Source organism: Streptomyces sp. NPDC001744, from assembly GCF_042892575.1.
Taxonomy (GTDB): domain Bacteria; phylum Actinomycetota; class Actinomycetes; order Streptomycetales; family Streptomycetaceae; genus Streptomyces.
Map to the genome: position 1 here is coordinate 1 of NZ_JBIAUG010000020.1, position 23,125 is coordinate 23,125.

The window sequence follows — 23,125 nt, forward strand, 5'->3', positions numbered from 1 at the left end:
AAATCTCACCCCGGAGCCGTTCCACCCCCCCAACCTCATGACCAGAAGATGCCCACCACCAGCCAAGATCACCCAACGTAACGAAGCACTACTAGAGGGCCGCGTACCCCGGGCGCACGACCTCGTCGATCAGCCGCCGCCGCTCCGGCAGCGGCAGGAACGCGGCCTCCAGGGCGGCGACCGTGAACTCCTCGAAGACCTCGGGGCCGTACCCGAAGGCGTCCACCATGTGCTGGAACTCCTCGCTCATGGTGGTGCCGGAGACCAGGCGGTTGTCGGTGTTGAGCGTGATCCGGAAGCCGAGGCGGCGCAACTCGTCGATCGGGTGCGAGGCGTAGTCCTTCGCCGCGCCCGTCTGGAGGTTGGAGGTCGGGCAGACCTCCAGGGCGATCCGGTTGTCCCGGACGTACGCGGCGAGCCGGCCCAGCGTGCCGTCCTCGGCTATGTCGTCCGTGATCCGCACGCCGTGGCCGATCCGCTCGGTGCCGCAGACCTGCACGGCCTCGTGGATCGACTCCGCGCCCACGGCCTCGCCCGCGTGGATCGTGAAGTGGCAGTTCTCCCGCTTGAGGTGCTGGAAGGCGGGGAGGTGGCGGGCCGGCGGGTTGCCGATCTCGCCTCCCGCGATGTCGAAGCCGGCCACACCGTTGTCCCGGTGCGCGACCGTGAGCCGCGCGATCTCCAGGGAGCGGTCCGTGTGGCGCATGCCGGTGAGCAGGGTGCGGACGACGACGCGGCCGCCGGAGCGGCGCTCGCCCTCGCGGAAGCCGTCGTTGACCGCCTCGACCACCTCGTCCAGGGTGAGGCCGCCCTCCAGGTGCTGCTCGGGGGCGTAGCGGACCTCGGCGTAGACGACGCCGTCCGCCGCCAGGTCCTCGGCGCACTCGGCCGCGACGCGCGTGAGCGCCTCGCGGGTCTGCATCACCGCACAGGTGTGGGCGAAGGTCTCCAGGTACCGCTCCAGCGAACCGGAGTCGGCGGCGTCCCTGAACCAGACCGCGAGTTCGGCCGGGTCCTCGGTGGGCAGCCCGGTGTAGCCGCAGGCATGCGCCAGTTCGACGATGGTCGCGGGGCGCAGCCCGCCGTCGAGGTGGTCGTGGAGGACGGCCTTGGGGGCGTGCCGGATCCAGTCGGAGACGGGAGCGGCGGCAGACGGGGCGGAGTTGTCAGACAAGTGCATGGCGGGGAAGTGTACGCCACGGCCGGGGAGGGCGGCACGCGGTGCCCGGTGGGGCCCCCGCCGGGGCGCGTCGGGACCCGTCCGGGCTCAGTGGGACTGGGTCACCGGCAGCGCGGGCGCCCCCGTCGGCAGCATGTGCTTGGCGGCCAGGACGGGGACCTCCCCCACCCGCACGACCTGGGTGACCAGGACGGCGGGGGTGTCCGCGGGGCGGCCCAGCTGTTCCCCGCGCCGCCGCCCGAGCAGCGTCGCCGTGATGCCGCTGTGCGCGCTCAGGGCCGTCTCGCGCGAGGCGCCGACCAGGACCGAGAGCATGGAGACCGCCGGGCGCCCACCCTTCCCCGCCCCGGGGGCGTCCGTTTCCCGCAGGGCCCGCGCGAACGCGGGGTGCACCCGGTCGAGGAGGGCGTCGGCCGCCGCCCACTCGTGGCTCAGGGCCGCCGCCGTGCCCTCCCCGGTGAGCACGGACTCCCAGAACCGCAGCTCGGCGCGGGCCGGGGCCAGCAGGTGCTGGGTGGTGAAGTCGGTCGGCTCCTCGACCGTCCGGAGCAGCGCCCGCACGCGGAGCGGGGCCCCCGTCCCCGCGCCGATCAGCTCCTCCAGGGGCTGGACGTGTTCGAACCCGCGCCGGGGCGGGCGGTCGTTGACGGTCCGGCCGACCCCGCGCCGTACGGTCAGGACGCCGTCCTCCTGGAGCAGCAGCAGCGCCTCCCGCAGGGCGGGCCGGCTCACGCCCAGCTCGGCGGCGAGCTTCGGCTCGGAGGGGAGCGTCGAGCCCGGCGGGTAGGTGCCGTCGTGCACCGCGTCCGCGATCCGCTCGTAGAGCGCCACGACGGGCCGCCGCCGCTGTCCGCCGACTGCCACGGCCCCTCCTCGTCTCGTTCCCGGCCTCTTCCGCGCCGGTGCCCGCCCCCACCGTAGCCGGGTCACGCTGTCTGACAAGTCACCCGCGCGGCGCTCCTCGCCGTCACCGGGAGGCGCCGCCCCTCCCCCGTGCCCCGGCGGCGCCCGGGGGAGGGACCCGGTGTCCGCCCGGCGGTCCCGCGTAATCTGGCCCGGTGTCCGACGAAACCCGTCCGTACCTCGCCGTCGGTCCTCGCGTGGGCCTGCGTCCCTTCTCGTACGCCGACGCGGACGAGTTCACCGCCCGCGCCCGCGAGAGCCGGGAGCTCCACCGGCCCTGGCTCTTCCCGCCGTGCACGCCCGAGGCGTACGCCTCCTACGCCGGGACGCTCCTCGGCGATCCGGCGCGCGCCGGGTTCCTGGTGTGCGAGCGGGACGAGAGCGGCCGGATCGCCGGATTCGTCAACATCAACAACATCGTCCGGGGAGGCTTCCTCAGCGGGGCCCTCGGCTACGGCGCCTTCGCGCACGCCGCCGGGCGCGGCCTGTTCGGCGAGGCCCTGGGCCTCGTCCTGGAGTACGCCTTCGGTCCGCTGGGGCTGCACCGGCTGGAGGCGAACATCCAGCCCGGCAACACGGCCTCCCGGGACCTCGTCCGCCGCGCGGGCTTCCGGCTGGAGGGCTTCTCGCCCGTGATGCTCTTCATCGACGGGGCCTGGCGCGACCACGAACGCTGGGCGATCACGGCCGGGGAGCGGAGGCCGGGGACGGGGGAGGGGCCGGGGCCGGGGCCTGAACCGGCGCGCTCCGTCTGAGCCGGCGCGTCCCGTCCGAACCGGCGTCCCGTCCCGGCCTCCTCAGCGCTTGCGGTTGACCTTCATCGTGTCGAGGTCGGTCACCGTCGAGCGCAGCCCCTTGTACCCGTGGCCCAGCTCCCCGAGCGCGGTCTCCACCCGGTCCTCCGCGAGCACGCCCGCCATCTCCTCGCCGTCCTCGGCGTCGGAGACGACGACCAGCCGGTAGGAGAAGTGCTTCAGCGTCCGGTCGTAGGTGAGCGAACCCTCCTCCGTGAACCGCATCGCCGTCAGCCCGTGGTCGTCCGCCTCGGCCAGCAGCCGGGACCGGCTCTCCTCCGACAGACCGTCGAACGTGCCGCGCACGATGACCCGGTAGGTGTGCCGCGTGCTCATGTTCCGTACTCCCCACGTCGCCGCTCCCGGCCCGCCGCACCGGCGCGCCGACGCACCACGGTACGGCGCCGGGGTCCGGCGGCGCCCGGAATATCCGGGCGCCCGCGGGGTCCGGCGCACCCGGCCGGCGGCCGGGTCAGGACACCCGGCACAGGATCTCGCCGTGCGGGACCATGAACCACGCGTCCTCCCGCCCGCCCCACTCCCGCCACGCCTCCGCGATCGCCGCCAGTTCGCCGTCGGTCGCGTGGCCGCCGGAGACGGCCAGTCCGGCGTAGCCGGAGGCCACCGTGCGGTCCGCCCACAGGCCGCTCCACCAGGCCCGCTCGCCGGGAGTGGCGAAGCACCAGGCGGAGGCGGTCGTGGTGATCTCGGTGAAGCCGGCCCGCCGGGCCCAGGAGAGCAGCCGCCGCCCCGCGTCCGGCTCGCCGCCGTTGGCGCGAGCGACCCGGCGGTACAGGTCCAGCCAGCCGTCGAGCGCGGGCCGTTCGGGGAACCAGGCGAAGGAGCCGTAGTCGCTGTCCCGGGCCGCGACGATCCCGCCGGGACGGCACACCCGCCGCATCTCGCGCAGCGCCCGCACCGGGTCGCCCACGTGCTGCAGCACCTGGTGGGCGTGGACGACGTCGAAGGAGTCGTCGGGGAAGTCCAGGGCGTGGACGTCCGCCACGCCGAAGGTGACGTTCTCCAGGCCGCGTCCGGCCGCCACGGAGCGGGCCTCCGCCAGGACGCCCCCGGCCGCGTCGACCCCGGTCACGTGCCCCGGAGCGACCAGCGCGGCCAGATCGGCGGTGATGGTCCCGGGCCCGCACCCCACGTCCAGGACGTCGAGTCCGGGCCGCAGCGCGGGCAGCAGGTGGGCCGCGGAGTTGGCGGCGGTCCGCCAGGTGTGCGAGCGCAGGACCGACTCGTGGTGGCCGTGGGTGTAGACGGCGGTCTCGTGGGCCGCGGGCGGTACGGGGGCGTGCGTCATGGAACCGGCTCCCTCGGTGTGGGTGGTGGTCCCACCGTAGGCGGAACACTCACATGGTGAGACCCATGTCTTGGGATGTGGACGCGCCCCTGTCCGGCAGCGCCCTCCGGTACCGGAGTTCCTCCAGGAGCCGGCCGCCCGTCTCCTCCCGCCACCCCGCCGCCTCGTAGAACCTCCGGGCCCGCCCGTTCCCGGCGAACACCCACAGCGCCGCCGAGCGGAAACCGGCCTCCACGAGCGCCCCGGTGGCCGCCGCCAGGAGTGCCCGCCCCACACCCGTGCCCCACACCTCCGGCAGGGCGTACAGCGTCGACAGCTCGGCCGTGGTCGCCGGGTCGAACTCCCCGCCCGGCCAGGGGCGGAAGCAGGAGAAGGCGACCGGCCGGCCGTCCGCCGCCGTCGCCAGCAGCACGGCGGGCCGGTCCGGGGCCGTGAGGCGGGCGCGCCAGGCGGCGGCACGCTCCTCCACGTCCAGTCCCTCCAGATACGGACCGGGGAGCAGGTCGCGGTAGGCGGCCCGCCAGGACAGCACGTGCACGGCGGCGAGGGCGGCCGCGTCCCGGGGGAGCGCTTCACGGATCGGCATGCCGTGCATTCTGTGCCCGGAGCCCTCCCGCCGCCCCGCGTCCACCGGGCCCCGCACCCCCTCTGTGACAGGTCTGTGAACGGACCGTCCGAACGTGTTCCGCGCCCCCGGGCCGTGTCCGTAGAGTCCCGCCCGGACCGCGACGCCTTGCGATGTCACGCACCGGACGTCGCGGTCCCTGCCCTCCGGGCGGACGGCGCTCCTTTCCGGACCACGGCCCGGGACCGGCACGCCGCCCGTTCGGCCGTTCCCCCTTCCGTCCGCCGAGGAGTCCCGTGACGTACTCGCCCGTGCCCGCCCGACGCTCCCTGCTGAAGCTGCTCGCCGCGAGCCCGGCGGTGTCCGCCCTCGGCGGGCTCGCCGGCGCGGCCCCCGCGCGGGCGGCGACCGCGGCGGGACCCACCGTGCCCGGGATCGTCAAGCCGCTCCCCGCCGAGCACTTCACCGTCCGGGGCACCAACGCCGAGGCGCGGTTCGACGCCTTCGCGGACACCGGGTACCTCACCCCCGCCGACCGCTTCTTCGTCCGCAACCACACCTCCACCCCCGTCCTCGACGCCCGCGACTGGCGCCTGACGCTCTGGGGCGACGGCCTCCACGGCCGCCGCCCCGTCCACTTCACTCACGGACAGCTGCGCGACCTGCCGTCCGTCACCCGGACGGCCCTCGTCGAGTGCGCCGGCAACGGCCGCGGCTTCTACACGAGCCAGCAGGGCGAGGCCGTCACCGGCACCGCCTGGACCCTGGGCGCCGTCGGGGCCGCCCGCTGGCGCGGCGTCCGCCTCGCCGACGTGCTCCGGCGCGCCGGGCTCGCCCGCGACGCCGTCGCCGTCCAGCCGCGCGGCCTCGACGACCCGTACGTCTCCGGCGGCGTCGACTTCGGCCGGGTCCGCCGCCCGCTGCCGCTCGCCAAGGCCCTGGACGACGTGATCCTCGCGTACGAGATGAACGGCGAGCCCCTCCCGTACGACCACGGCCACCCCGTCCGGCTCGTCGTGCCCTCCTGGATAGGCATCGCCTCCATCAAGTGGCTCGGCGACATCGAGGTCTCCACCCGCCCGCTCACCTCGCCCTGGTCCACCGACTGGTACCGGCTCTTCGGCGACGCCCACCCCGGGGGCGGCAGCGCCCCGCTCGGCCGCCAGACCCTCAAGTCCGGCTACCAGCTCCCCTCCGGCGCCGTCCTGGAGGCCGGCCGCGTCCACCGGCTCACCGGCCGCGCCTGGTCCGCCCTCGCCCCCGTGCGGAAGGTGGAGGTCTCCACCGACGGCGGCGCCCACTGGCGCCCGGCCCGGCTCCACGACACCCCCCGGCGCGACGGCTGGGTCCGCTGGAGCGCCCCCTGGCGCCCGCACCGCGCCGGCCGGGTCACCCTGCTCTCCCGCACCACCGACGCCGCCGGCAACGTCCAGCCCGAGCGGGCCGTCCACAACACCCAGGGCTACCTCTTCGGCGCCGTCGTACGCCACCCCGTCACCGTCGTCTGAGCCGCCCCGCGCCGTCCCCCGGACCGGCCCCAGAAGCGGCGGAACCGCCCGAACATCCGTATAAAGGGCATGAGGGTGCCCTGCCCGGCGCCCCGTGCGCTCAGGAGGTGCGGGACATGCCGCAGAAGGCTCCGGAAGGGCGCGGTCCGGTGCGTTACGGTCCCCCCGCCCCCGACACCGGGCTGCCCGTCCCGCCCGTCCTCACCGCGCTCCTCTCCGCCTCCGCCGGACGCACCGGCCCCGAGCCCCCCGGCGGCGGTGCCGTCCTGCGCGAGGCCGCCGCCGGCTACTGGTGGCGCCGGGGCCTGCGCACCCACCCCGAGGACGTGGTGGCCGCCCCCGGCGCCCCCGTCCTGCTCCTGGCCCTGCTCGCGGCCCACGGTGGCGACCTCCTGCTGCCCCGGCCCTGCCCCGCCTGGTGGACCCCGCAGGCCCGGCTCCTCGGCCGGCCCGCGTACCACGTGCCCACCCCCGCCGAGTGCGGCGGCGTCCCCGACCCGTACGCCCTCCTGGAGACCGTCCGGCGGATCCGCGCCGAGGGCGGCGACCCCCGGGTCCTGCTGCTCTCCGTCGCCGACGACCCCACCGGCACCGTCCCGCCGCCCGAACTCGTCCGCGAGGCGTGCGAGGCCGCCGTCGCCGAGGGCGTCCACGTCGTCAGCGACGAGACCTGGCGCGACACCCTCCACCCCCCGCAGGACACCGTGCTCCTCAGCCCCGCCGAGATGTGCCCGCAGGACGTCACCGTCCTGAGCGACCTCGGCGGGGCCCTCACCCCGGCCGCCTGGCCCTGCGCCGTGGCCCGCTTCCCTCCCGCCGACCCGGCCCGCGCCGACCGGTGGACCGACCCCAGGGCCCGCGTCCTCGACGTGCTCACCGCACTCGGCGCCGCCCTCCCCGCCCCCCTGGTGCCCGCCGTCACCCACGCCCTCGACGAACCCGCGGACGTCACCGGGGACGCCCGGCACGCGGCCGCCGTCCACGGGCGCCTCGCCGGTGCCGCGCACCGCGCCGTCCTTGCCGCCGGGGCGCTCGCCCTGCCCCCGAGGGCCGGTCGCCACCTCTACGCGGACCTCGGACCGCTGCGGGCCGGCCTCGCCGCCCGGGGCGTCACCGACTCCCCGGAACTGGAGGACCACCTCACCGCGCGGCTCGGCGCCCCGGTGCCCGGCGGCCACCGCTTCGGCGACGGGACCGGCGCGCTGCGCGTCAGGTTCAGCACGCGCATGTTCCTGGGGACCACGGGGGAGGAGCGGTCCGGGGCCCTCGGGGCCGGGGACCCCGTCGAACTCCCCCACGTGGCCCGCGCCCTGACGGACTTCGGCGCGGCCCTGGCGGAGTTCCGTACCCCGGCCGCGCGCCGCCCCACGGACCCGCCATGAAGCGCCGAACGGAACGGAGCCCGCAGATGACCGAACGGACGGCAAGCGCCACGTACGAGCCCCGGCCCGCGACGGCCCCCGCCGCCGCGTCCGCCCTCCACCCCGTCGGCCGGCTGCGGCGGGACTGGCCCCGCAGCTTCGCCGACCGGCTCACCGCGCCCCTGCCCGGTCTCCGGGCCATGGCCCGCTTCGCCCGCGAGGGCGCCGTGCGCCCCCGCCCCGAGGGCCTGCGCGACGTCCCCCTGCTCCCCTTCGAGCCCGGCCCGCTGCCGCCCGCCGGACCCGGCACCGTCGCCGTCACCTGGGCGGGGCACGCCAGCTGGGTGGTGCGCGTCGGCGGCCTCACCGTCCTCACCGACCCGGTCTGGTCCCGCCGCATCCTCGGCACCCCCGCCCGCCTCACCCCCGTCGGGGTCCGCTGGGAGGACCTGCCGCCCGTCGACGCCGTCGTCATCAGCCACAACCACTTCGACCACCTCGACGCCCCCACCCTGAGGCGGCTGCCCCGGGACACCCCGGTCTTCGTCCCCGCCGGACTCGGCCGCTGGTTCGCCCGCCGCCGGTTCACCCGGGTGACCGAGCTCGACTGGTGGGAGGCGGCCGAACTCGACGGCGTGCGCTTCGACTTCGTCCCCGCCCACCACTGGTCCAAGCGCTCCCTCACGGACACCTGCCGCACCCTGTGGGGCGGCTGGGTGCTCACCGACCGCTCGGGACACCGCGTGTACTTCGCCGGGGACACCGGTTACGGACACTGGTTCGCCGAGATCGGCCGCCGGTACCCCGGCATCGACCTGGCCCTGCTCCCGATCGGCGCCTACGACCCGCGCTGGTGGCTCAGCGACGTCCACACCGACCCGGAGGAGGCCGTCCGCGCCCACCGCGACCTGGGGGCGAAGCGGATGGCCCCCATGCACTGGGCCACCTTCGCCCTCTCCTCGGAACCCGTCCTCGAACCGCTCCTCCGCGTCAGAGCCGCCTGGGAGAAGGCCGGGCTGCCCCGCGAGGACCTGTGGGACCTGCCGGTCGGCGCCTCACGGGTGCTCGTGCCCTGAGGCGCCCGGACGCTCCGCCGCCCCGCCGCGCGCCGGCCCCCGCACCCGCCGCCACAGCGCCGGGACCGCGCCGACGAGCACCGTCAGGCCCACCGCCGCGACGATGCCCTGCCACGGCTCCGGGAAGAGCGAACCGCCCAGGACCCCGATCAGCTGGTACGTCGCCGCCCACGCCAGACAGGCCGCCACGTCCCCCCGGACGAAACGGCGCAGCGGCGTCTCCGCGAGCAGGCACGCCAGCATCACCGGAATCCGCCCCGCGGGCACCAGCCGGGACAGCACCAGCACCGACACCTGGTGCGTGTCGAGCCGCTCCCGCGCGTGCGCCAGCCGCTCCGGGGTGACCCGGCCGCGCAGCGAGGCCAGCCACCGGGAGCCGTTGCGCGAGTGCACCCCGCGCCGCCCGAGCCAGTACAGCGCGGCGTCCCCCGCGCACGCGGCCGCCGACGCCACCAGGAAGACGAGGAGCAGCGAGAGCGGCGACCCCCGGTGGAGGGCGACCACCGCCGCCGAGCTGACGATCGCGCCCGTCGGCACCACCGGCACCAGGGCGCCGAGCGCCACCAGCAGGAACAGCGAGGGGTAGCCGACCGCCTGCTGCGTGGACTCCGGCGGCAGCTCCCGCGCCGCCGTGAGGACCCGGGCGATCCCGTCGATCACCGGGCGACCTCCGGCCGCACCCGCTCGCCGTGGCCGAGCAGGTGCACCGCCACCTTCGGCGCGAGGCGCGCCGCGTGGCGGACGAACTCGTCCCCCGGGGAGTGGAACTCGTGCGGCCGCACCCCGTCGAGCCCGACCGGCCAGTAGGTGCCGTAGTGCACCGGCACCGCCGCCGCCGGGGAGAGCTCCGCCAGGGCCTCGGCGGCCCGGCCCGCGTCCAGATGGCCCGCCCCCAGGTACGGTCCCCAGCCGCCGACCGGCAGCAGGGCCACGTCCACCGGCCCCACCGCCTCCGCCATGCCGTCGAAGAGCCCGGTGTCCCCGGCGAAGTACGTCCGCGCCGCGCCCTCGACCACGTACCCGAGCGCGGGGGAGCGGCGCGGCCCCATGGGCAGCCGGCGGCCGTCGTGGAGCGCGGGGACGGCCCGCACCGTCACCCCCTCCACCACGACCTCGTCGCCCGGCTCCACCTCGGTCAGCCGCAGCCCGTTCCGTGCGAGGCCGCGCAGTCCCGGTACGGCGCCGGGGGCCCCGCGCGGCACCAGGAGCCGCGTCCCGGGCGCGAGCCGGGCCAGCGACGGCAGGTGGAGGTGGTCGGCGTGCAGGTGCGAGACGAGGACGGCCTCGGCGACGGCCGCGCCGGGCGGCGGCAGGGCGCCGCGCCGCCGCCGCAGGTGGGCGAAGCGCCGTGCGAACAGCGGGTCGGTGAGGAACCGGACCCCGGAGTCCTCGACCGTGCAGGTCGCGTGACCCCACCAGGTGACCTCCACCGGCATGCCGCCTTCCGTCCTCGGGCCCCGGCCGCCGGGCCCGTCGCCGCGGCCGGTCCGTGTGCCTCCGTACCCCCGTACCCCCCACGACGAGGTTAGACGTCCCGCGCGGGCACCGGGGATGTCCGGGCCCGCCTTCCCGCAGTAGGGTCGGCCCATGGACGACGTCCGGGTGGCGGTGATCGCCAGCCTCACCCCCCTCGAAGAGCTCGACAGCGAACCCTTCCTCGTCGACACGCGCGCCCAGCACGCGGTGTGCGCCCGCTGGGCCGAGGACAAGGGATACGTGATCACCCGCAAGCTGCTGTTCTACGGCCTGCGCCCCGACCACGAGGCGCTGTGGGCGGACGTGGAGGCGGGCGCGGTCGACCTCTTCGTGGCCGCCGGGGAACGGGTCCTCGCCCGCGCGCTGACCTCCGTGGCCGGCTTCCGCGCCGAGTGCGAGCGGCGCGGGGTGCGGGTGGAGACCGTCTCCGGCGACGAGCCGCCGTACGACGCGGCGGCCAAGGCCGGGGTGCACCGCAGGCTCTCCATGCCCACCGCGGGGTACGACGGGTCCTGACGCGCGGCCGGACACCGCCGGGGCCGCCGCCGTCCGGCACGGCCCGCCCCGCCCGCCCGCGCCTCCGTTCCGGCCGCTGTGACAGGCTGGAGCGTGTGTCGAAAGTCCCGTCTGCCCGGCGGCGCCCGGCACGCACGCTCGCCGCGTTGTCGGGATCGCCCCGATACATCCAGTATCGGGGCGACCCTTCGCCGTGCGATCGCACGCACCGGACACCGCCGGGCCCGCCCTCCGGGCGGACGACGCCCCTTTCGACACACGCTCCGGGGCAGGGAACGCGGGAAAGGCGAGGCGGGCGTGGGTGACGTGCGACGGGGCGGCGCCGGGCGCTGGCGGACCGCCGGGAGCGCGCTGGGGCGCGTGATCGGGGTGTGGGCGGTCTCCACCCTCACCCTGCTGGTCCTCGCGGGACTGCTCCCCGACTTCCAGCTCCAGTCCCCCGACGGGGACACCCTCACGCGCACCGCGCTCACCGCCGCCTGGGCGACGGGCGCGTTCGGCCTGCTGGGCGCGCTCGTGTGGCCGCTGATCGTCCGGGCCCTGCTGCTCGTCCCCGCCCTCGTCCTCGGTCTGCTCGGCTTCTTCCTCAACGGCTCGCTGCTGCTCGTCGCGCTCCGGCTGACCCCCGACGGGCGCGGCGCCGCCGACCCCGAGACCGCCGTCGTGGTCGCCGCCGTGATGTCCGCCGTCGCCTCCGGCACCTCCACGGCCCTCGCCGTCCGCGACGACGACGCCTACCGCCGCCGCCTCTACCGGCTCACCGGCCGCACCCGGCCCCGCGGCCCCGGCGACCCGGCCGACGCCACCCCCGGCACGGTCTTCCTCCAGCTCGACGGCGTCGGCCACGACGTGCTGCGGGACGCCGTCGCCGCCGGTCTCATGCCGGCCGTCGCCGCCCGGCTGGCGGCCGGGCACCGGCTCACCCCCTGGCGCACCGACTGGTCGAGCCAGACCGGCGCCAGCCAGCTCGGCATCCTGCACGGCTCCAACGAGGACGTGCCCGCCTTCCGCTGGTACGAGAAGGACACCGGCCGGATCATGGTGTCGAACCGGCCCGGCAGCGCCGTCGAGCTCCAGCGCCGGGCGGTGCGCCGCACCGGCGACGACGGCCTCCTCTCCTTCGACGGGGCCTCCCGGGGCAACCTCTTCAGCGGCGGCGCCGAACAGGTCGCCCTGGTCCTCTCGGTGGCCGCCCGGCGGGGCCGGCGCAACCGCTCCCGGGCGGGCTACTTCACGTACTTCTCCGACCCGGCCAACGCCGTCCGCACCGCCGGGTCGTTCGTCGCCGAGTGCGTCCGCGAGACGGTCCAGTCGGCACGGGCGAGACTGCGCCGCGAGACCCCCAGGATCCCGCGCGGCGGCACGTACCCCCTGGTCCGCGCCTTCGCGACGGTCGTGGAGCGGGACGTGGTGGTCTCGGCCGTGATGGGCGACGTGCTGGCGGGCCGGACCGTCGTCTACGCCGACCTGGTGGCGTACGACGAGGTGGCGCACCACTCCGGTCCGCGCGGCCGCGACACCGACCAGGTCCTGCGCCGCCTCGACCGCTCGATCGCGCTCGTCGCGACCGTCGCCGAGCACGCCCCGCGCCCGTACCGGATCGTGCTCCTCTCCGACCACGGGCAGAGCCCCGGCGAGACCTTCGAGGCGGCGTACGGCCTGACGCTCAAGGACCTCGTCAGGGCCGGGTGCGGGCTGCCCGTGCCGCGCCGGGTACGGCGCACCCGCAGCGGTTCGGAGGCACGGGACGCGGCCAGGGACGCGCTGCGCAGCGCGCTGCACCGCCCGCCGGCCGACGGGGACGAGACGGCGCGGGAGCCGTCCGCCCGGTCCTCCGATCCGGTGGTCCTCGCCTCGGGCAACCTGGGCCTGATCTCCTTCCCGGACGTGCCGCACCGGATGACCCGGGAGGAGCTGGACCGGCGCCACCCGGCGCTGCTCCGCACCCTCGCGGACCACCCGGGCATCGGCTTCGTGCTGGTGGCGAGCGCCGAGCACGGCTCGGTGGTCCTGGCCCGCGACGGCGTGGAGGTCCCGGTCTCCGACCTCACCGACGACGGGCCGCTGGCGGTGTTCGGGCCGGGCGCGGCGGCGGCCGTACGGCGCGTGGACGGCTTCCCGCACGTCGCGGACGTCATGGTCAACTCCATGTACGACCCGGCGACCGGCACCGTGCACGCCTTCGAGGAGCAGATCGGCTCGCACGGCGGCCTCGGCGGCGAGCAGTCGCGCCCCTTCCTGCTCTCGCCGCCGGAACTCTCGCCGCCCGTGGGGGAGGGGGAGGAACTGGTCGGCGCGGAGCAGGTGCACCGGGTGCTGCGGCGCTGGCTGGCGGAGTCCGGGGGGCCGCAGGTGCCGGTGGGGTACCCGGCGGCGGAGACGGAGGGGGCCCGCGCGCCGGTGGAGCCCCGGTCGGCGGTGACGGAGATTTCACCGTCCCCGAGCCTTCCGGAATCACATCTTCCGGTCGATGGTCCGATCGCGCGGGACGAAAAGCGCTGATTTGGACGCTTGTGCGTCACCGTCGGACCATGGCCGGGACCTGCACGACGGAAGGCGCACCCCTCATGAGCACGGCCCCCACGACCCCCCGGCGGGCACCGGACCCGGCCCCCGGCACCGGAACCGGCTCCCCGAGCAAGCACGCCCGGAGCTTCGGCCTCCCGGTCGCGACCGCCCTGGTCATGGGGAACATCATCGGCGGAGGCATCTTCCTGCTGCCCGCCTCCGTCGCCCCCTACGGCACCATCAGCCTCGTCGCCTTCGGCGTCCTCACCCTCGGCGCGATCGCCCTCGCCCTCGTCTTCGGCCGCCTCGCCCGCCGCCTCCCGAAGACCGGCGGCCCCTACGTGTACGCCCGCGAGGCGTTCGGCGACTTCGCCGGATTCCTGACGGCCTGGTCGTACTGGATCACCACCTGGGTCTCCAACGCGGCCCTCGCCGTCGCCGCCGTCGGCTACCTCGACGTCCTGGTCCCGGTCCACGGCTCCAAGGCCGCCACCATCGCCGCCGCGCTCCTCCTCCAGTGGCTCCCGGCCCTCGCCAACCTCGCCGGCACCCGGTACGTGGGCGCCGTCCAGCTCGTGGCCACCGTGCTCAAGTTCCTGCCGCTGCTCCTGGTCGCGGTCGGCGGACTGTTCTCCTTCGACAGCGCCAACCTCGGGCCCTTCCGGGCGGGGGACGACAGCGCCCTCGGGGCCGTCTCCGCCTCCGCCGCGATTCTGCTCTTCAGCTACCTCGGCGTCGAGTCGGCCGCCGTCAGCGCCGGCGAGGTCCGCGACCCGCGCCGCAACGTCGGCCGCGCCACCGTCCTCGGCACCCTCGCCGCCGCCGCGCTCTACCTCCTCACCACCCTGTCCGTCTTCGGCACCGTCCCGCACGAACGGCTCGTCGCCTCCACCGCCCCCTTCACGGACGCCGTCGACCTGATGTTCGGCGGCTCCTGGGGCGGCACCGCCGTCGCCTGCATGGCCCTCGTCTCCATGGTCGGCGCCCTCAACGGCTGGACGCTCCTCAGCGCCCAGACCCCGTACGCGGCGGCCCGGGACGGACTCTTCCCGGCGGTCTTCGCCCGGAAGCGGCGCGGCGTCCCGACGGCGGGCGTCCTCGTGACCGTCGTCCTCGCCTCGCTCCTGACCGTCTACAACTACACGGCCGGCACCGAGGGCGTCTTCGAGACCCTGGTCCTCGTCACCACCTTCACCGCCACCGTCCCCTATCTCCTCTCCACCGCCGCGCAGCTGTACTTCCTGCTCTCCGGCCGGTCCGACCGGGTCCACGGCCCCCGCCTCGCCCGGGACGCCGTCCTCACCCTCGCCGCCTTCGGCTTCTCCCTCTGGCTGGTCGCCGGCTCCGGCTACGCCGCCGTCTACCAGGGCGTGCTGTTCCTCTTCGCGGGCGTGCTCGTGTACGCCTGGAGGGCGGCCCGCAGGCAGCGCACCGCGGCGGCGGACGAGGCGCCCCGGCCGTGAGCCCGCCCCCGGCATTACCTCCCGGGTCATCGACCCGCGCCGCGCCGCCCGGCATGCTCGGGGCACCGGAACCCGGGCGGCGCACTCCGTCCGGGCTCCGGGTCCACCACCCGCCGCACGTCCTCCCGGAGGATGATCCGCCATGTCCCGGACCCTGCTCGCCGGCCTCGCCCGCAGCACCCGCCCCCACCTGGCGGTCCGCCGCTTCCTCGCCCTGGACGCCGTCGTCACCGGGGCCAACGGCCTCGCCTACGCCGTCGCCTCCCGCCCCCTCGGGGAACTCCTCGGGGTCGACGCGGACCTGCTGTTCGGACTCGGCCTGTTCCTGGTCCTGTTCGCCGCCGGGGTCGCCCTGCTCGCGAGCCGCCCGCGGCCCACGGCGGCCCTCGTGGGGACCGTCGTCGACGCCAACCTCCTGTGGGCCGTCCTCAGCCTCGTCGCCCTGGCCGTGTGGCTGGAGCCGACCACCGCGGGCCTGGTGTGGACGCCGCTCCAGGCGGCGACCGTCGCGGGCTTCGCCGCCCTCCAGTGGGCCGCGCTGCGGGCGGTCGGCCACCGGGCCACCGGGCGCCGCCCTCAGTGACCCCCGGCCTCCCCGGGGGCGTCCGCGAGCGACCGCAGGTACGCGGCCGTCCCCGGATCGGCCGGCATGAGCGTCTCGATGGCCAGCTCGGCGACCGTCACGTCCATCGGGGTGTTGAACGTCGAGATCGACGACACGAACGACAGCACCCGCCCGCCGTGCTCGATCCGCAGCGGCAGCGCGAAGTACGGATACGGCTCCGGTTCCGGCTCCTCCGGGACGCCCCCGGTGCGGGGAGGCGGCGGGTACGCCGCCACCTCCTCGTACAGCGCGCGCAGCGGGTCCGAGCGGACCAGGGCGATCTGGCGCTCCATCTGGGACAGCAGGTGGCCGCGCCACTCCCGCAGGTTCCTGATCCGGGGAGCCAGGCCCTCCGGGTGCAGGGCGATCCGCATCGCGTTCAGCGGCGGGGTCAGCAGGTGTCCGGGCAGGCCGGAAAGGAGCAGCTCGACGCCCCGGTTGGCCGCCACCACCGTGTACGAACCGTCCACCACGAGCGCCGGGAACGGCTCGTACCCCCGCAGCAGCCGCTCGACGCCCTCCCGCAGCGCCTCCAGGCGCGGGCCGTCGAGCGGCGACTCCGCGTACCGGGGGGCGTACCCGGCGGCGAGCAGCAGCGCGTTCCGCTCCCGCACCGGCACCTCCAGGTGCTCGGCGAGCCGCAGGACCATCTCCTCGCTCGGTCGCGAACGGCCCGTCTCCACGAACGAGACGTGCCGCGCCGAGGAACCCGCCCGCAGCGCCAGCTCCAGCTGGCTCAGCCGCCGCCGCTCACGCCAGCGGCGCAACAGCGGTCCCACTCCCGTGTCGCTCACGACAGTCGTCATGACCGGACGGTATCCCAGAGGGCGGGCCCGGGTGCCTTCCCCCCCCGGGACCCCGTCCCGCCCGCCCCGCCCGACCGGAGGGAACACCGCCGTGCCCGCACAGCCGCTGTCGCAGAAGGAGATCGAGGACCGTCTGCGCGAGCTTCCCGGCTGGTCCGCCGAGGGCGGCCGCCTCACCCGCGCCTACCGCCTCGACGACCACTTCGCGGCGACCGCCCTCGTCGTCCACGTCGCCCGGATCCAGCAGGAACTCGACCACCACTCCGACCTCACGCTCGGCTACGACTCCGTGGCCCTCTCCGTGCACACCCACTCCGCCGGCGGCGCCGTCACCGAGAAGGACTTCGCACTCGCCGAGCGCGTCGAACGGATCGCCCCGGCCCACGGCGCCCGCTGACCCGCCGGAGGGAGCACCGCGCCCGTACGGGGGCGAACGCTCCCGCGCCTTGCCGAACCGGCAAGATTTCTCGCGCTTCCGGCCGCCCCGGCGCACCCTGGAGCCATGAACCGGCATCACGCACCCCACCAGGACCACCCGCACGGAGCGCACGGCGAGGGGCACGGCCACCAGGGCGGCGCCCGCCCCGACTGGAACCGGATCGCCCCGTTCCTGGAGCGGCAGGCGGAGGTCGCGAGCCCCGCCTACGCGGACGCCGCCGCCTGGCTCGGCACCCTCGTCCCGGCGCAGGCCGTCCGCCGGGTCCTCGACGTCGGCAGCGGTCCGGGCGTCGTCACCGCCCTGCTCGCCGAGGCGTTCCCGGCCGCCGAGGCCGTCGCCGTCGACGGCGCCCCCGAACTCCTCGAACGGGCCCTGGAGCGCGCCGGATCACGCGGACTCGGCGCCCGGGTCTCCACCCTCCACGCCGAACTCCCCGGGGACATCGGCTCCCTGGGCAGGGCCGACATCATCTGGGCGGGCAACTCCCTGCACCACCTGGGCGACCAGAGCGCCGCGCTCGCGGAGTTCGCGGGCCTTCTCGAACCGGGCGGTCTGATGGTCCTCGTCGAGGGCGGCCTGCCCACCCGGTACCTGCCCCGGCACATCGGGATCGGACGGCCCGGCCTGGAGGCCCGGCTCGACGCGGTCCACACCGACCGGTTCGGCGAGATGCGCGCGGACCTCTCCGGCTCCGAGGACGAGCCGGACGACTGGCGGGCCCTCCTCGCCGCCGCCGGCCTCACCCCGGCCGGCACCCGCACCTTCCTCACCGACCTCCCCGCCCCCGCCTCCCCGCTCGTCCGGGAACTGGCCGTCGCCCACTACGAGCGCCTGCGGGAGGGCCTGGGCGCCCGGATCGACCCGGACGACAAGGCGACGCTCGACCGGCTCCTCGACCCGGACGACGCGCTGTCCCTGTACCACCGCACGGACCTGTTCCACCTCGCGGCCCGCACGGTCCACACCGCCCGCAAGGGCTGACGCCGGGAAGCGGGGAAGGGGCGCGCCCCGCAACGGGACGCGCCCCTTCCGCGGGACCCCGCGCCGTCAGGCGCCGACGTTGAACTCCGCCGGGTCCGGGCCCAGCCGCCGGTTCTCGTCGAGGGCGGCGATCGCGGCCAGGTCCTCGTCGTCCAGCTCGAAGCCGAAGACGTCGATGTTCTCGCGGATGCGCGAAGGGGTGACCGACTTCGGGATCACCACGTTCCCCAGCTGGAGGTGCCAGCGCAGCACCACCTGCGCCGGGGTCCTGTCGTGCTTCCGCGCGATCGCGACGATCGCCGGAACCTCCAGGAGCCCCTGCCCCTGGCCGAGCGGCGACCACGCCTCGGTCGCGATGCCGTACCGCGCGTGCGCCTCGCGCGAGACCCGCTGGGAGAGCTGGGGGTGCAGCTCGATCTGGTTGACGGCGGGCACGACCGAGGTCTCGCCGATCAGCCGCTCCAGGTGCTCGGGGAGGAAGTTCGAGACGCCGATCGCCCGTGCGCGCCCGTCCGCGTGGATCTTCTCGAACGCCCGGTACGTGTCGACGTACGCGTCCTTCGCGGGCACCGGCCAGTGGATCAGGTACAGGTCGACGTGGTCGAGGCCCAGCTTGTCGAGGGAGGCGTCGAAGGCGCGCAGCGTCGCGTCGTAACCCTGGTCGCCGTTCCACAGCTTGGTGGTGACGAACAGGTCCTCGCGGGGGATGCCGGAAGCGGCGACGGCACGGCCCGTGCCCCGCTCGTTCTCGTAGGCGGCGGCGGTGTCGATCGAGCGGTATCCGGCCTCCAGGGCGGTCGCCACGGCCTTCTCCGCCTCGTCGTCCGGCACCTGCCAGACGCCGAATCCCAGCTGCGGCATCGCCACGCCGTTGTTCAGGATGACCGGGGGGACCTTGCTGTCCGTGCTCACGTGAGGGGATTCCTTACGTCGTTCTGAGTCGTACGGGGTACTCCCAGCGTCAACGATCACGGACCGCTCCGCATTCCGGACGCGGCCGACGGGCCGACGGGCCGACGGGCCGACGGGCCGACGGGTCACAGTCCCACCCCGACGCCCCGCCCGCGGGCTCCCGCCCGGCCGTACGGCGCCACGGCCTCCGCCCGCGCCGCCCCTCCGGCTCAGCCGTACAGCGCCGCGACCTCCGCCGCGTACGCCCGCTCGATCGCCTTCCTCTTCAGCTTCAGGGAGGGCGTGAGCAGGCCGTGCTCCTCACTGAAGGGGTGCGCCAGTATCCGGAAGGTCCGGATCGACTCGGCCTGCGAGACCAGCGTGTTCGCCGCCACCACGCCCCGCCGGACCTCCGTCTCCAGGGCAGGGTCGCGGACGAGGTCGGCCGGGGCCAGCGGCGCCCGCCCCTGCACCGCGAGCCAGTGCTCCACCGCTTCCCGGTCGAGCGTCACCAGGGCGGCGACGTACGGCCGGTCGTTGCCCACGACGATGCACTGGGCGATCAGCGGATGCTCCCGCACCCGGTCCTCCAGGACCCCGGGGACGACGCTCTTGCCGCTCGACGTCACCAGGATCTCCTTCTTCCGCCCGGTGATCGTCAGATAACCGTCCTCGTCGAGGGAGCCGAGGTCCCCGGTGGCCAGCCAGCCGTCGCTCAGGACGGCGGCGGTCGCCGCCGGGTCGTTGAGGTAGCCCGAGAAGACCTGGCCGCCGTGCAGCCACACCTCCCCGTCCTCCGCGATGTGCACCGTCGTGCCCGGGACCGGCTGCCCGACCGTGCCGTACTTGGCCCGCCCGGGCGGGTTCGCCGTGGCGGCGGCCGAGGACTCGGTGAGCCCGTACCCCTCGAAGACCGAGATCCCCGCGCCCGCGAAGAACAACCCCAGCCGGCGGTCCATGGCCGAGCCGCCCGACATCGCGTGCCGGACCCGGCCGCCCAGGGACGCCCGGATCTTCCCGTACACGGCCTTGTCGAAGAACCGGTGCTGCACGCGCAGCGCCGCCGACGGACCCGGCCCGCGCCCGAACGCCCTCTGCTCCAGCGCCTCCGCGTACGCCACCGCCACCTCCACGGCCTTGTCGAAGGGGCCCGCCCTGCCCTCGCTCTCCGCCGCGCGCCGTGCCGCCCGGAAGATCTTCTCGAAGACGTACGGGACGGCCAGGACGAAGGTCGGCCGGAAGGCCGCCAGGTCCGGAAGCAGCCCGGCCGCCGCCATCACGGGCTGGTGCCCCAGCTTCACCCCGCCCCGGACCGCCGCGACCTGCACCATCCGCCCGAAGACGTGCGCCAGCGGCAGGAACAGCAGCGTCGAGGCCCGCTCCTCCGGCCGGGACCCGAACACCGGCTCCCAGCGGCCCCTCACCATGTCCGTCTCGAACATGAGGTTGGCGTGGGTGATCACACACCCCTTGGGCCGGCCGGTCGTCCCCGACGTGTAGACGACCGTCGCCACCGTCTCCGGGGTCACCGCCCGCCGGTGCCGGTGCACGACCTCCTCGTCGATGCCGGCCCCCGCCGCCGTCACCTCCGCCACCGCGCCCGCGTCGAGCTGCCACAGCCGCCGCAGCCGGGGCAGCCGGTCGACCACCGAGCCGACCGTCATGGCGTGGTCCTCGTGCTCCACCACGCACGCCGTGACCTCCGCGTCGTGCAGCATCCAGAGGACCTGCTCGGCCGAGGAGGTCGGATACACCGGCACGGGCTGCGCGCCCAGCGTCCACAGGGCGAAGTCGAAGAGCGTCCACTCGTAACGGGTGCGGGCCATGATCGCGACCCGGTCGCCGAACCGCACCCCCTCCGCGACGAGACCCTTCGCGAGCCCCAGCACCTCGTCCCGGAACCCGGCGGCCGTCACGTCACGCCACTTCCCGTCCGGGCCCTTGCGGCCGAAGGCGATCCGCCCGGGATCGGCCAGGGCGTGCTCGAACACGGCGTCCGCCAGACCGCCGACCTGAGGCGCCGCCTCGACGGGCGGCACGGTGAACTCGCGCACTGACCTGCTCCTCGACGGCTCGATGGCTGCCCGAAGGCTGCTCGCTGGCGGGAAAAGCCCGTAGTTCCGCTCCGTACGGCGCCGGTGACGGTACCCCACCCCATCACTCGGTGGGAGAACCTTCACGAAGCCGGGACATTTCGTGTTCGCACAGGTCAGAATGGGTGGGAGTGTCGCTCCGGGACCGCCGCCCACCCGTCGCGGGCCGCGCGGGGCGCCCTCCGGGCGCGAATCTCCACGGAATCTGTACGCACCGCCCACGCGGACCGCCCGGACGGCCGGCGGACCGCCCCGGGGCGGAGGCCGCCCCGTTCCGGCGGACTCCGCCGTCCGCCCCGCCCGTAGGCCGGATCGCGCCTCGCCCGTCCCTCTGCCCGTGGGGCGGATCGGGCCCCGTCCGTCCCTCTGCCCGTAGGCCGGATCGCGCCCCGCCCGTTCCCCTGCCCGTAGGCCGCGCCCGCCCTCCCGTCCGTAGGCCGGATCACACCCCCGCCCACCCCCCGATGATCATCCGGGCCGCTACGGTGCTTCCATGCCCGCACTCGATCCCGGCCGCACCGCGCTCCTCCTCGTGGACCTGATGGAGCGCATCGTCGCGCTGCCCCTCGCCCCCCGCCCCGGAACCGACGTCCTCGCCGCCTCCGCCCGGCTCGCCGACACCTTCCGGGACGCGGGCGCCCCCGTCGTCCACCTCCGCGTCGAGCGGCCGAACACCGCCGTCCAGCCGCCCGGCAGCGAACTCGTCCCCGACCTCGTCGCGGACGGCGACCCGGTCGTCGTCAAGCGGACCGTCGGCGGCTTCCACGAGACCGGTCTCCACGAACTGCTCTCCGGCCTCGGCGTCACCACCCTCGTCCTCGGCGGCATCGCCACCAACCTCGGCGTCGAGTCCACCGCCCGCGCCGCCTGCGACCTCGGTTACGACCTCGTCTTCGCGGAGGACGCCATGTCCGCCCTCACCGCCGACGAGCACCACGCCTCCGTCGCGCTCGACTTCCCCCGCCTCGGTACGGTCGCCCCCGTCGCGGCGATCACCCTGGACGGCCCGGAGTGACCCCGTTCCCGATACGGTACGGGGCCCGCCCCTGCTCCCTGGTCGTCTGCCGGGGCTGCTGCTGCGGCGACGCCCGCAAGAACCCCGGCACCGACCACGACGCCCAGCTCGCCCGGTTCCGCGAGGCCGCCGCTGCCTCCGGCGGCCGGCTGATCGTCCGCACCAGCGACTGCCTCGGCCCCTGCGCCCAGGCCAACGTCGTCGTCGTACAGCCCTCCACCGAGGGCCGGCGGCGCGGCGGACGGGCCGCGTGGGTCGGCTTCGCCGCGGACGACGACTGCCTCGACGACATCCTCGCCTGGACCGAGGCGGGCGGCCCCGGCATCGCCCCGCCTCCGGCGACCCTCGCCCTCCAGCTGATCGACCCGCCGAAGAACTGACCCCCTTCCCGCGCGGGTGCCCTCCCCGTCGGGCGCCTCGCCGAGACGGGGGGCAGCCCCCGCCCCGCGCGGGCGCGCCCCGTTCCGCCCGGACGAGGAGGCGGGGCGGGGTCCGTGCCCCGTCCGGCCCCTTGTCACGGTCGTCCAAGCGGCACGGGTGAACGTTGGTGGTTTACGTCACCGGTTACCCATCAGTCGCTGGCAAGACTGGGTGGTCCTGCCGGACGAACGAACCACCTAGGGGGTCCCTGAGCATGACGGGCACTCGCATTGCCGCGCTCGGGCACTACCAGCCCGCCAGGGTGCTGACCAACCACGACCTCGCCGACATCGTCGACACCGACGACGCGTGGATCACCAGCCGGGTCGGCATCCGCACCCGGCACGTCGCGGGGCCGGACGAGCCCGTCGACGAGCTCGCCGCCCACGCGGCCGGCAAGGCCCTGGCCGCCGCCGGCCTCGTCCCCGGCGACATCGACCTGGTCCTCGTCGCCACCTCCACCGCGATCGACCGCTCGCCGAACACGGCCGCCCGCGTCGCCGCCCGCCTCGGCATGGGCTCGCCCGCCACCCTGGACCTCAACGTGGTCTGCGCCGGCTTCACGCACGCCCTGGCCACCGCCGACCACACCGTACGGGCGGGCGCGGCCCGCCGCGCCCTGGTGATCGGCGCCGACAAGATGACCGACGTGACCGACTGGACGGACCGCACCACCTGCGTCCTCGTCGGCGACGGCGCGGGCGCCGCGATCGTCGAGGCGGTCGCGGACGGCGCGGAGCCGGGCATCGGACCCGTCCTGTGGGGCTCCGTCCCGGAGATGGGCCACGCCGTCCGCATCGAGGGCACCCCGCCCCGCTTCGCCCAGGAGGGCCAGAGCGTCTACCGCTGGGCGACCCAGCGGCTCCCCGCCCTCGCCCGCGAGGCGTGCGAACGCTCCGGGGTCGCCCCCGAGGAGCTCGCGGGCGTGGTCCTGCACCAGGCCAACCTGCGGATCATCGAGCCGCTCGCCGCGAAGATCGGCGCCGTGCACGCGATCGTCGCCCGCGACGTCGTCGACTCCGGGAACACCTCCGCGGCCTCGATCCCGCTCGCCCTGGCCAAACTGGTCGAGCGCGGCGAGCTGCCGTCCGGCGCCCCGGTCCTGCTCTTCGGCTTCGGCGGCAACCTCTCCTATGCCGGCCAGGTGATCCGGGTCCCGTGACCGGGGGGCGGGCCGCCGGACCGCGACGGCGGCGGTACCCCGTCCGGCGGATCCC

The 23,125-nt window shown here is 75.7% G+C and carries 23 protein-coding genes; 13 read left to right on the forward strand and 10 right to left on the reverse strand.

Annotated features, from left to right (window positions below):
* Positions 1-91: 91 nt before the first annotated feature.
* Entirely contained in the window at positions 92-1,180 is a 1,089-nt protein-coding gene (locus ACFYZY_RS22575) for an adenosine deaminase (RefSeq protein WP_388696980.1), read from the reverse strand.
* Positions 1,181-1,267: 87 nt separating this feature from the next.
* Positions 1,268-2,044, reverse strand: coding sequence for a GntR family transcriptional regulator (locus ACFYZY_RS22580; RefSeq protein ID WP_388696983.1), 777 nt, complete (start codon positions 2,042-2,044; stop codon positions 1,268-1,270).
* A 194-nt stretch (positions 2,045-2,238) separates the two neighbouring features.
* Between ACFYZY_RS22580 and ACFYZY_RS22585 the strand changes: the two genes are divergently transcribed.
* Positions 2,239-2,838, forward strand: a complete 600-nt coding sequence (locus ACFYZY_RS22585; protein WP_388696986.1) for a GNAT family N-acetyltransferase — start codon at positions 2,239-2,241, stop codon at positions 2,836-2,838.
* Between the two features lie 42 nt (positions 2,839-2,880).
* On the opposite strand, the gene ACFYZY_RS22590 is transcribed toward ACFYZY_RS22585, so the two are convergent.
* The 3 genes from ACFYZY_RS22590 to ACFYZY_RS22600 form a co-directional block, all read right to left on the reverse strand.
* On the reverse strand, positions 2,881-3,213 hold the full coding sequence (locus ACFYZY_RS22590) for a DUF6204 family protein (protein ID WP_388696988.1): 333 nt from the start codon (positions 3,211-3,213) through the stop codon (positions 2,881-2,883).
* Between the two features lie 136 nt (positions 3,214-3,349).
* The gene (locus tag ACFYZY_RS22595; RefSeq protein ID WP_388696991.1) at positions 3,350-4,186 is read right to left on the reverse strand and encodes a methyltransferase domain-containing protein; all 837 of its coding nucleotides are present in this window, start codon (positions 4,184-4,186) and stop codon (positions 3,350-3,352) included.
* A 49-nt stretch (positions 4,187-4,235) separates the two neighbouring features.
* Positions 4,236-4,772, reverse strand: a complete 537-nt coding sequence (locus ACFYZY_RS22600) for a GNAT family N-acetyltransferase (protein WP_388696994.1) — start codon at positions 4,770-4,772, stop codon at positions 4,236-4,238.
* A 275-nt stretch (positions 4,773-5,047) separates the two neighbouring features.
* On the opposite strand from ACFYZY_RS22600, the gene ACFYZY_RS22605 reads away from it, so the two are divergent.
* From ACFYZY_RS22605 to ACFYZY_RS22615, 3 genes are all read left to right on the forward strand, one after another.
* Complete coding sequence (locus ACFYZY_RS22605) at positions 5,048-6,259, forward strand: sulfite oxidase (RefSeq protein WP_388696997.1); 1,212 nt, start codon at positions 5,048-5,050, stop codon at positions 6,257-6,259.
* A gap of 116 nt (positions 6,260-6,375) precedes the next feature.
* Positions 6,376-7,641 carry an aminotransferase class I/II-fold pyridoxal phosphate-dependent enzyme gene (locus ACFYZY_RS22610; RefSeq protein WP_388697000.1) on the forward strand — a complete coding sequence of 422 codons (1,266 nt, stop codon included), beginning with the start codon at positions 6,376-6,378 and terminating at the stop codon, positions 7,639-7,641.
* 26 nt (positions 7,642-7,667) lie between these two features.
* Positions 7,668-8,696, forward strand: a complete 1,029-nt coding sequence (locus ACFYZY_RS22615) for an MBL fold metallo-hydrolase (RefSeq protein ID WP_388697001.1) — start codon at positions 7,668-7,670, stop codon at positions 8,694-8,696.
* Here the strand turns inward: ACFYZY_RS22615 and ACFYZY_RS22620 are convergent.
* Positions 8,676-9,356, reverse strand: coding sequence for a DedA family protein (locus ACFYZY_RS22620; protein WP_388697003.1), 681 nt, complete (start codon positions 9,354-9,356; stop codon positions 8,676-8,678). The genes ACFYZY_RS22615 and ACFYZY_RS22620 overlap by 21 nt on opposite strands.
* Positions 9,353-10,132, reverse strand: a complete 780-nt coding sequence (locus ACFYZY_RS22625; protein WP_388697005.1) for an MBL fold metallo-hydrolase — start codon at positions 10,130-10,132, stop codon at positions 9,353-9,355. The genes ACFYZY_RS22620 and ACFYZY_RS22625 overlap by 4 nt, the downstream gene beginning before the upstream one ends.
* A 151-nt stretch (positions 10,133-10,283) precedes the next feature.
* Between ACFYZY_RS22625 and ACFYZY_RS22630 the strand changes: the two genes are divergently transcribed.
* From ACFYZY_RS22630 to ACFYZY_RS22645, 4 genes are all read left to right on the forward strand, one after another.
* Positions 10,284-10,688 carry a hypothetical protein gene (locus ACFYZY_RS22630; RefSeq protein WP_388697008.1) on the forward strand — a complete coding sequence of 135 codons (405 nt, stop codon included), beginning with the start codon at positions 10,284-10,286 and terminating at the stop codon, positions 10,686-10,688.
* A gap of 297 nt (positions 10,689-10,985) precedes the next feature.
* Complete coding sequence (locus ACFYZY_RS22635) at positions 10,986-13,190, forward strand: phage holin family protein (protein ID WP_388697011.1); 2,205 nt, start codon at positions 10,986-10,988, stop codon at positions 13,188-13,190.
* A gap of 65 nt (positions 13,191-13,255) precedes the next feature.
* A complete protein-coding gene (locus ACFYZY_RS22640; protein WP_388697014.1) occupies positions 13,256-14,659 on the forward strand; it encodes an amino acid permease in 1,404 nt (467 codons plus the stop codon).
* A 142-nt stretch (positions 14,660-14,801) separates the two neighbouring features.
* Positions 14,802-15,242, forward strand: a complete 441-nt coding sequence (locus ACFYZY_RS22645; RefSeq protein WP_388697015.1) for a hypothetical protein — start codon at positions 14,802-14,804, stop codon at positions 15,240-15,242.
* Here ACFYZY_RS22645 and ACFYZY_RS22650 read toward each other — a convergent pair.
* Positions 15,236-16,069 (reverse strand): helix-turn-helix domain-containing protein, encoded by an 834-nt coding sequence (locus ACFYZY_RS22650; RefSeq protein ID WP_388697018.1) that lies wholly within the window; start codon positions 16,067-16,069, stop codon positions 15,236-15,238. The two genes, ACFYZY_RS22645 and ACFYZY_RS22650, sit on opposite strands and share 7 nt — an antisense overlap.
* Before the next feature lie 91 nt (positions 16,070-16,160).
* Between ACFYZY_RS22650 and ACFYZY_RS22655 the strand changes: the two genes are divergently transcribed.
* Complete coding sequence (locus ACFYZY_RS22655; protein WP_388697020.1) at positions 16,161-16,466, forward strand: 4a-hydroxytetrahydrobiopterin dehydratase; 306 nt, start codon at positions 16,161-16,163, stop codon at positions 16,464-16,466.
* 105 nt (positions 16,467-16,571) lie between these two features.
* Positions 16,572-17,489, forward strand: a complete 918-nt coding sequence (locus ACFYZY_RS22660; RefSeq protein WP_388697021.1) for a class I SAM-dependent methyltransferase — start codon at positions 16,572-16,574, stop codon at positions 17,487-17,489.
* A 66-nt stretch (positions 17,490-17,555) separates the two neighbouring features.
* On the opposite strand, the gene ACFYZY_RS22665 is transcribed toward ACFYZY_RS22660, so the two are convergent.
* Positions 17,556-18,350, reverse strand: coding sequence for an aldo/keto reductase (locus tag ACFYZY_RS22665; RefSeq protein ID WP_388697295.1), 795 nt, complete (start codon positions 18,348-18,350; stop codon positions 17,556-17,558).
* 260 nt (positions 18,351-18,610) lie between these two features.
* Positions 18,611-20,434, reverse strand: a complete 1,824-nt coding sequence (locus ACFYZY_RS22670; protein ID WP_388697024.1) for an AMP-dependent synthetase/ligase — start codon at positions 20,432-20,434, stop codon at positions 18,611-18,613.
* A 532-nt stretch (positions 20,435-20,966) separates the two neighbouring features.
* On the opposite strand from ACFYZY_RS22670, the gene ACFYZY_RS22675 reads away from it, so the two are divergent.
* The 3 genes from ACFYZY_RS22675 (at position 20,967) to ACFYZY_RS22685 (ending at position 23,070) form a co-directional block, all read left to right on the forward strand.
* Complete coding sequence (locus ACFYZY_RS22675) at positions 20,967-21,488, forward strand: isochorismatase family protein (RefSeq protein WP_388697026.1); 522 nt, start codon at positions 20,967-20,969, stop codon at positions 21,486-21,488.
* Positions 21,485-21,868 (forward strand): (2Fe-2S) ferredoxin domain-containing protein, encoded by a 384-nt coding sequence (locus ACFYZY_RS22680; RefSeq protein ID WP_388697029.1) that lies wholly within the window; start codon positions 21,485-21,487, stop codon positions 21,866-21,868. The genes ACFYZY_RS22675 and ACFYZY_RS22680 overlap by 4 nt, the downstream gene beginning before the upstream one ends.
* 254 nt (positions 21,869-22,122) lie before the next feature.
* On the forward strand, positions 22,123-23,070 hold the full coding sequence (locus ACFYZY_RS22685; RefSeq protein ID WP_388697031.1) for a beta-ketoacyl-ACP synthase III: 948 nt from the start codon (positions 22,123-22,125) through the stop codon (positions 23,068-23,070).
* Positions 23,071-23,125 lie beyond the last annotated feature (55 nt).

Excerpts from the sequence above, each read along its gene's own strand:
- ACFYZY_RS22575 (WP_388696980.1), bottom strand. The coding sequence starts at position 1,180 with ATGCACTTGTCTGACAACTCCGCCCCGTCTGCCGCCGCTCCCGTCTCC.
- ACFYZY_RS22590 (WP_388696988.1), bottom strand. The coding sequence starts at position 3,213 with ATGAGCACGCGGCACACCTACCGGGTCATCGTGCGCGGCACGTTCGAC.
- ACFYZY_RS22595 (WP_388696991.1), bottom strand. The coding sequence starts at position 4,186 with ATGACGCACGCCCCCGTACCGCCCGCGGCCCACGAGACCGCCGTCTAC.
- ACFYZY_RS22600 (WP_388696994.1), bottom strand. The coding sequence starts at position 4,772 with ATGCCGATCCGTGAAGCGCTCCCCCGGGACGCGGCCGCCCTCGCCGCC.
- ACFYZY_RS22610 (WP_388697000.1), top strand. The coding sequence starts at position 6,376 with ATGCCGCAGAAGGCTCCGGAAGGGCGCGGTCCGGTGCGTTACGGTCCC.
- ACFYZY_RS22615 (WP_388697001.1), top strand. The coding sequence starts at position 7,668 with ATGACCGAACGGACGGCAAGCGCCACGTACGAGCCCCGGCCCGCGACG.
- ACFYZY_RS22625 (WP_388697005.1), bottom strand. The coding sequence starts at position 10,132 with ATGCCGGTGGAGGTCACCTGGTGGGGTCACGCGACCTGCACGGTCGAG.
- ACFYZY_RS22630 (WP_388697008.1), top strand. The coding sequence starts at position 10,284 with ATGGACGACGTCCGGGTGGCGGTGATCGCCAGCCTCACCCCCCTCGAA.
- ACFYZY_RS22640 (WP_388697014.1), top strand. The coding sequence starts at position 13,256 with ATGAGCACGGCCCCCACGACCCCCCGGCGGGCACCGGACCCGGCCCCC.
- ACFYZY_RS22645 (WP_388697015.1), top strand. The coding sequence starts at position 14,802 with ATGTCCCGGACCCTGCTCGCCGGCCTCGCCCGCAGCACCCGCCCCCAC.
- ACFYZY_RS22650 (WP_388697018.1), bottom strand. The coding sequence starts at position 16,069 with ATGACGACTGTCGTGAGCGACACGGGAGTGGGACCGCTGTTGCGCCGC.
- ACFYZY_RS22660 (WP_388697021.1), top strand. The coding sequence starts at position 16,572 with ATGAACCGGCATCACGCACCCCACCAGGACCACCCGCACGGAGCGCAC.
- ACFYZY_RS22665 (WP_388697295.1), bottom strand. The coding sequence starts at position 18,350 with ATGCCGCAGCTGGGATTCGGCGTCTGGCAGGTGCCGGACGACGAGGCG.
- ACFYZY_RS22675 (WP_388697026.1), top strand. The coding sequence starts at position 20,967 with ATGCCCGCACTCGATCCCGGCCGCACCGCGCTCCTCCTCGTGGACCTG.
- ACFYZY_RS22685 (WP_388697031.1), top strand. The coding sequence starts at position 22,123 with ATGACGGGCACTCGCATTGCCGCGCTCGGGCACTACCAGCCCGCCAGG.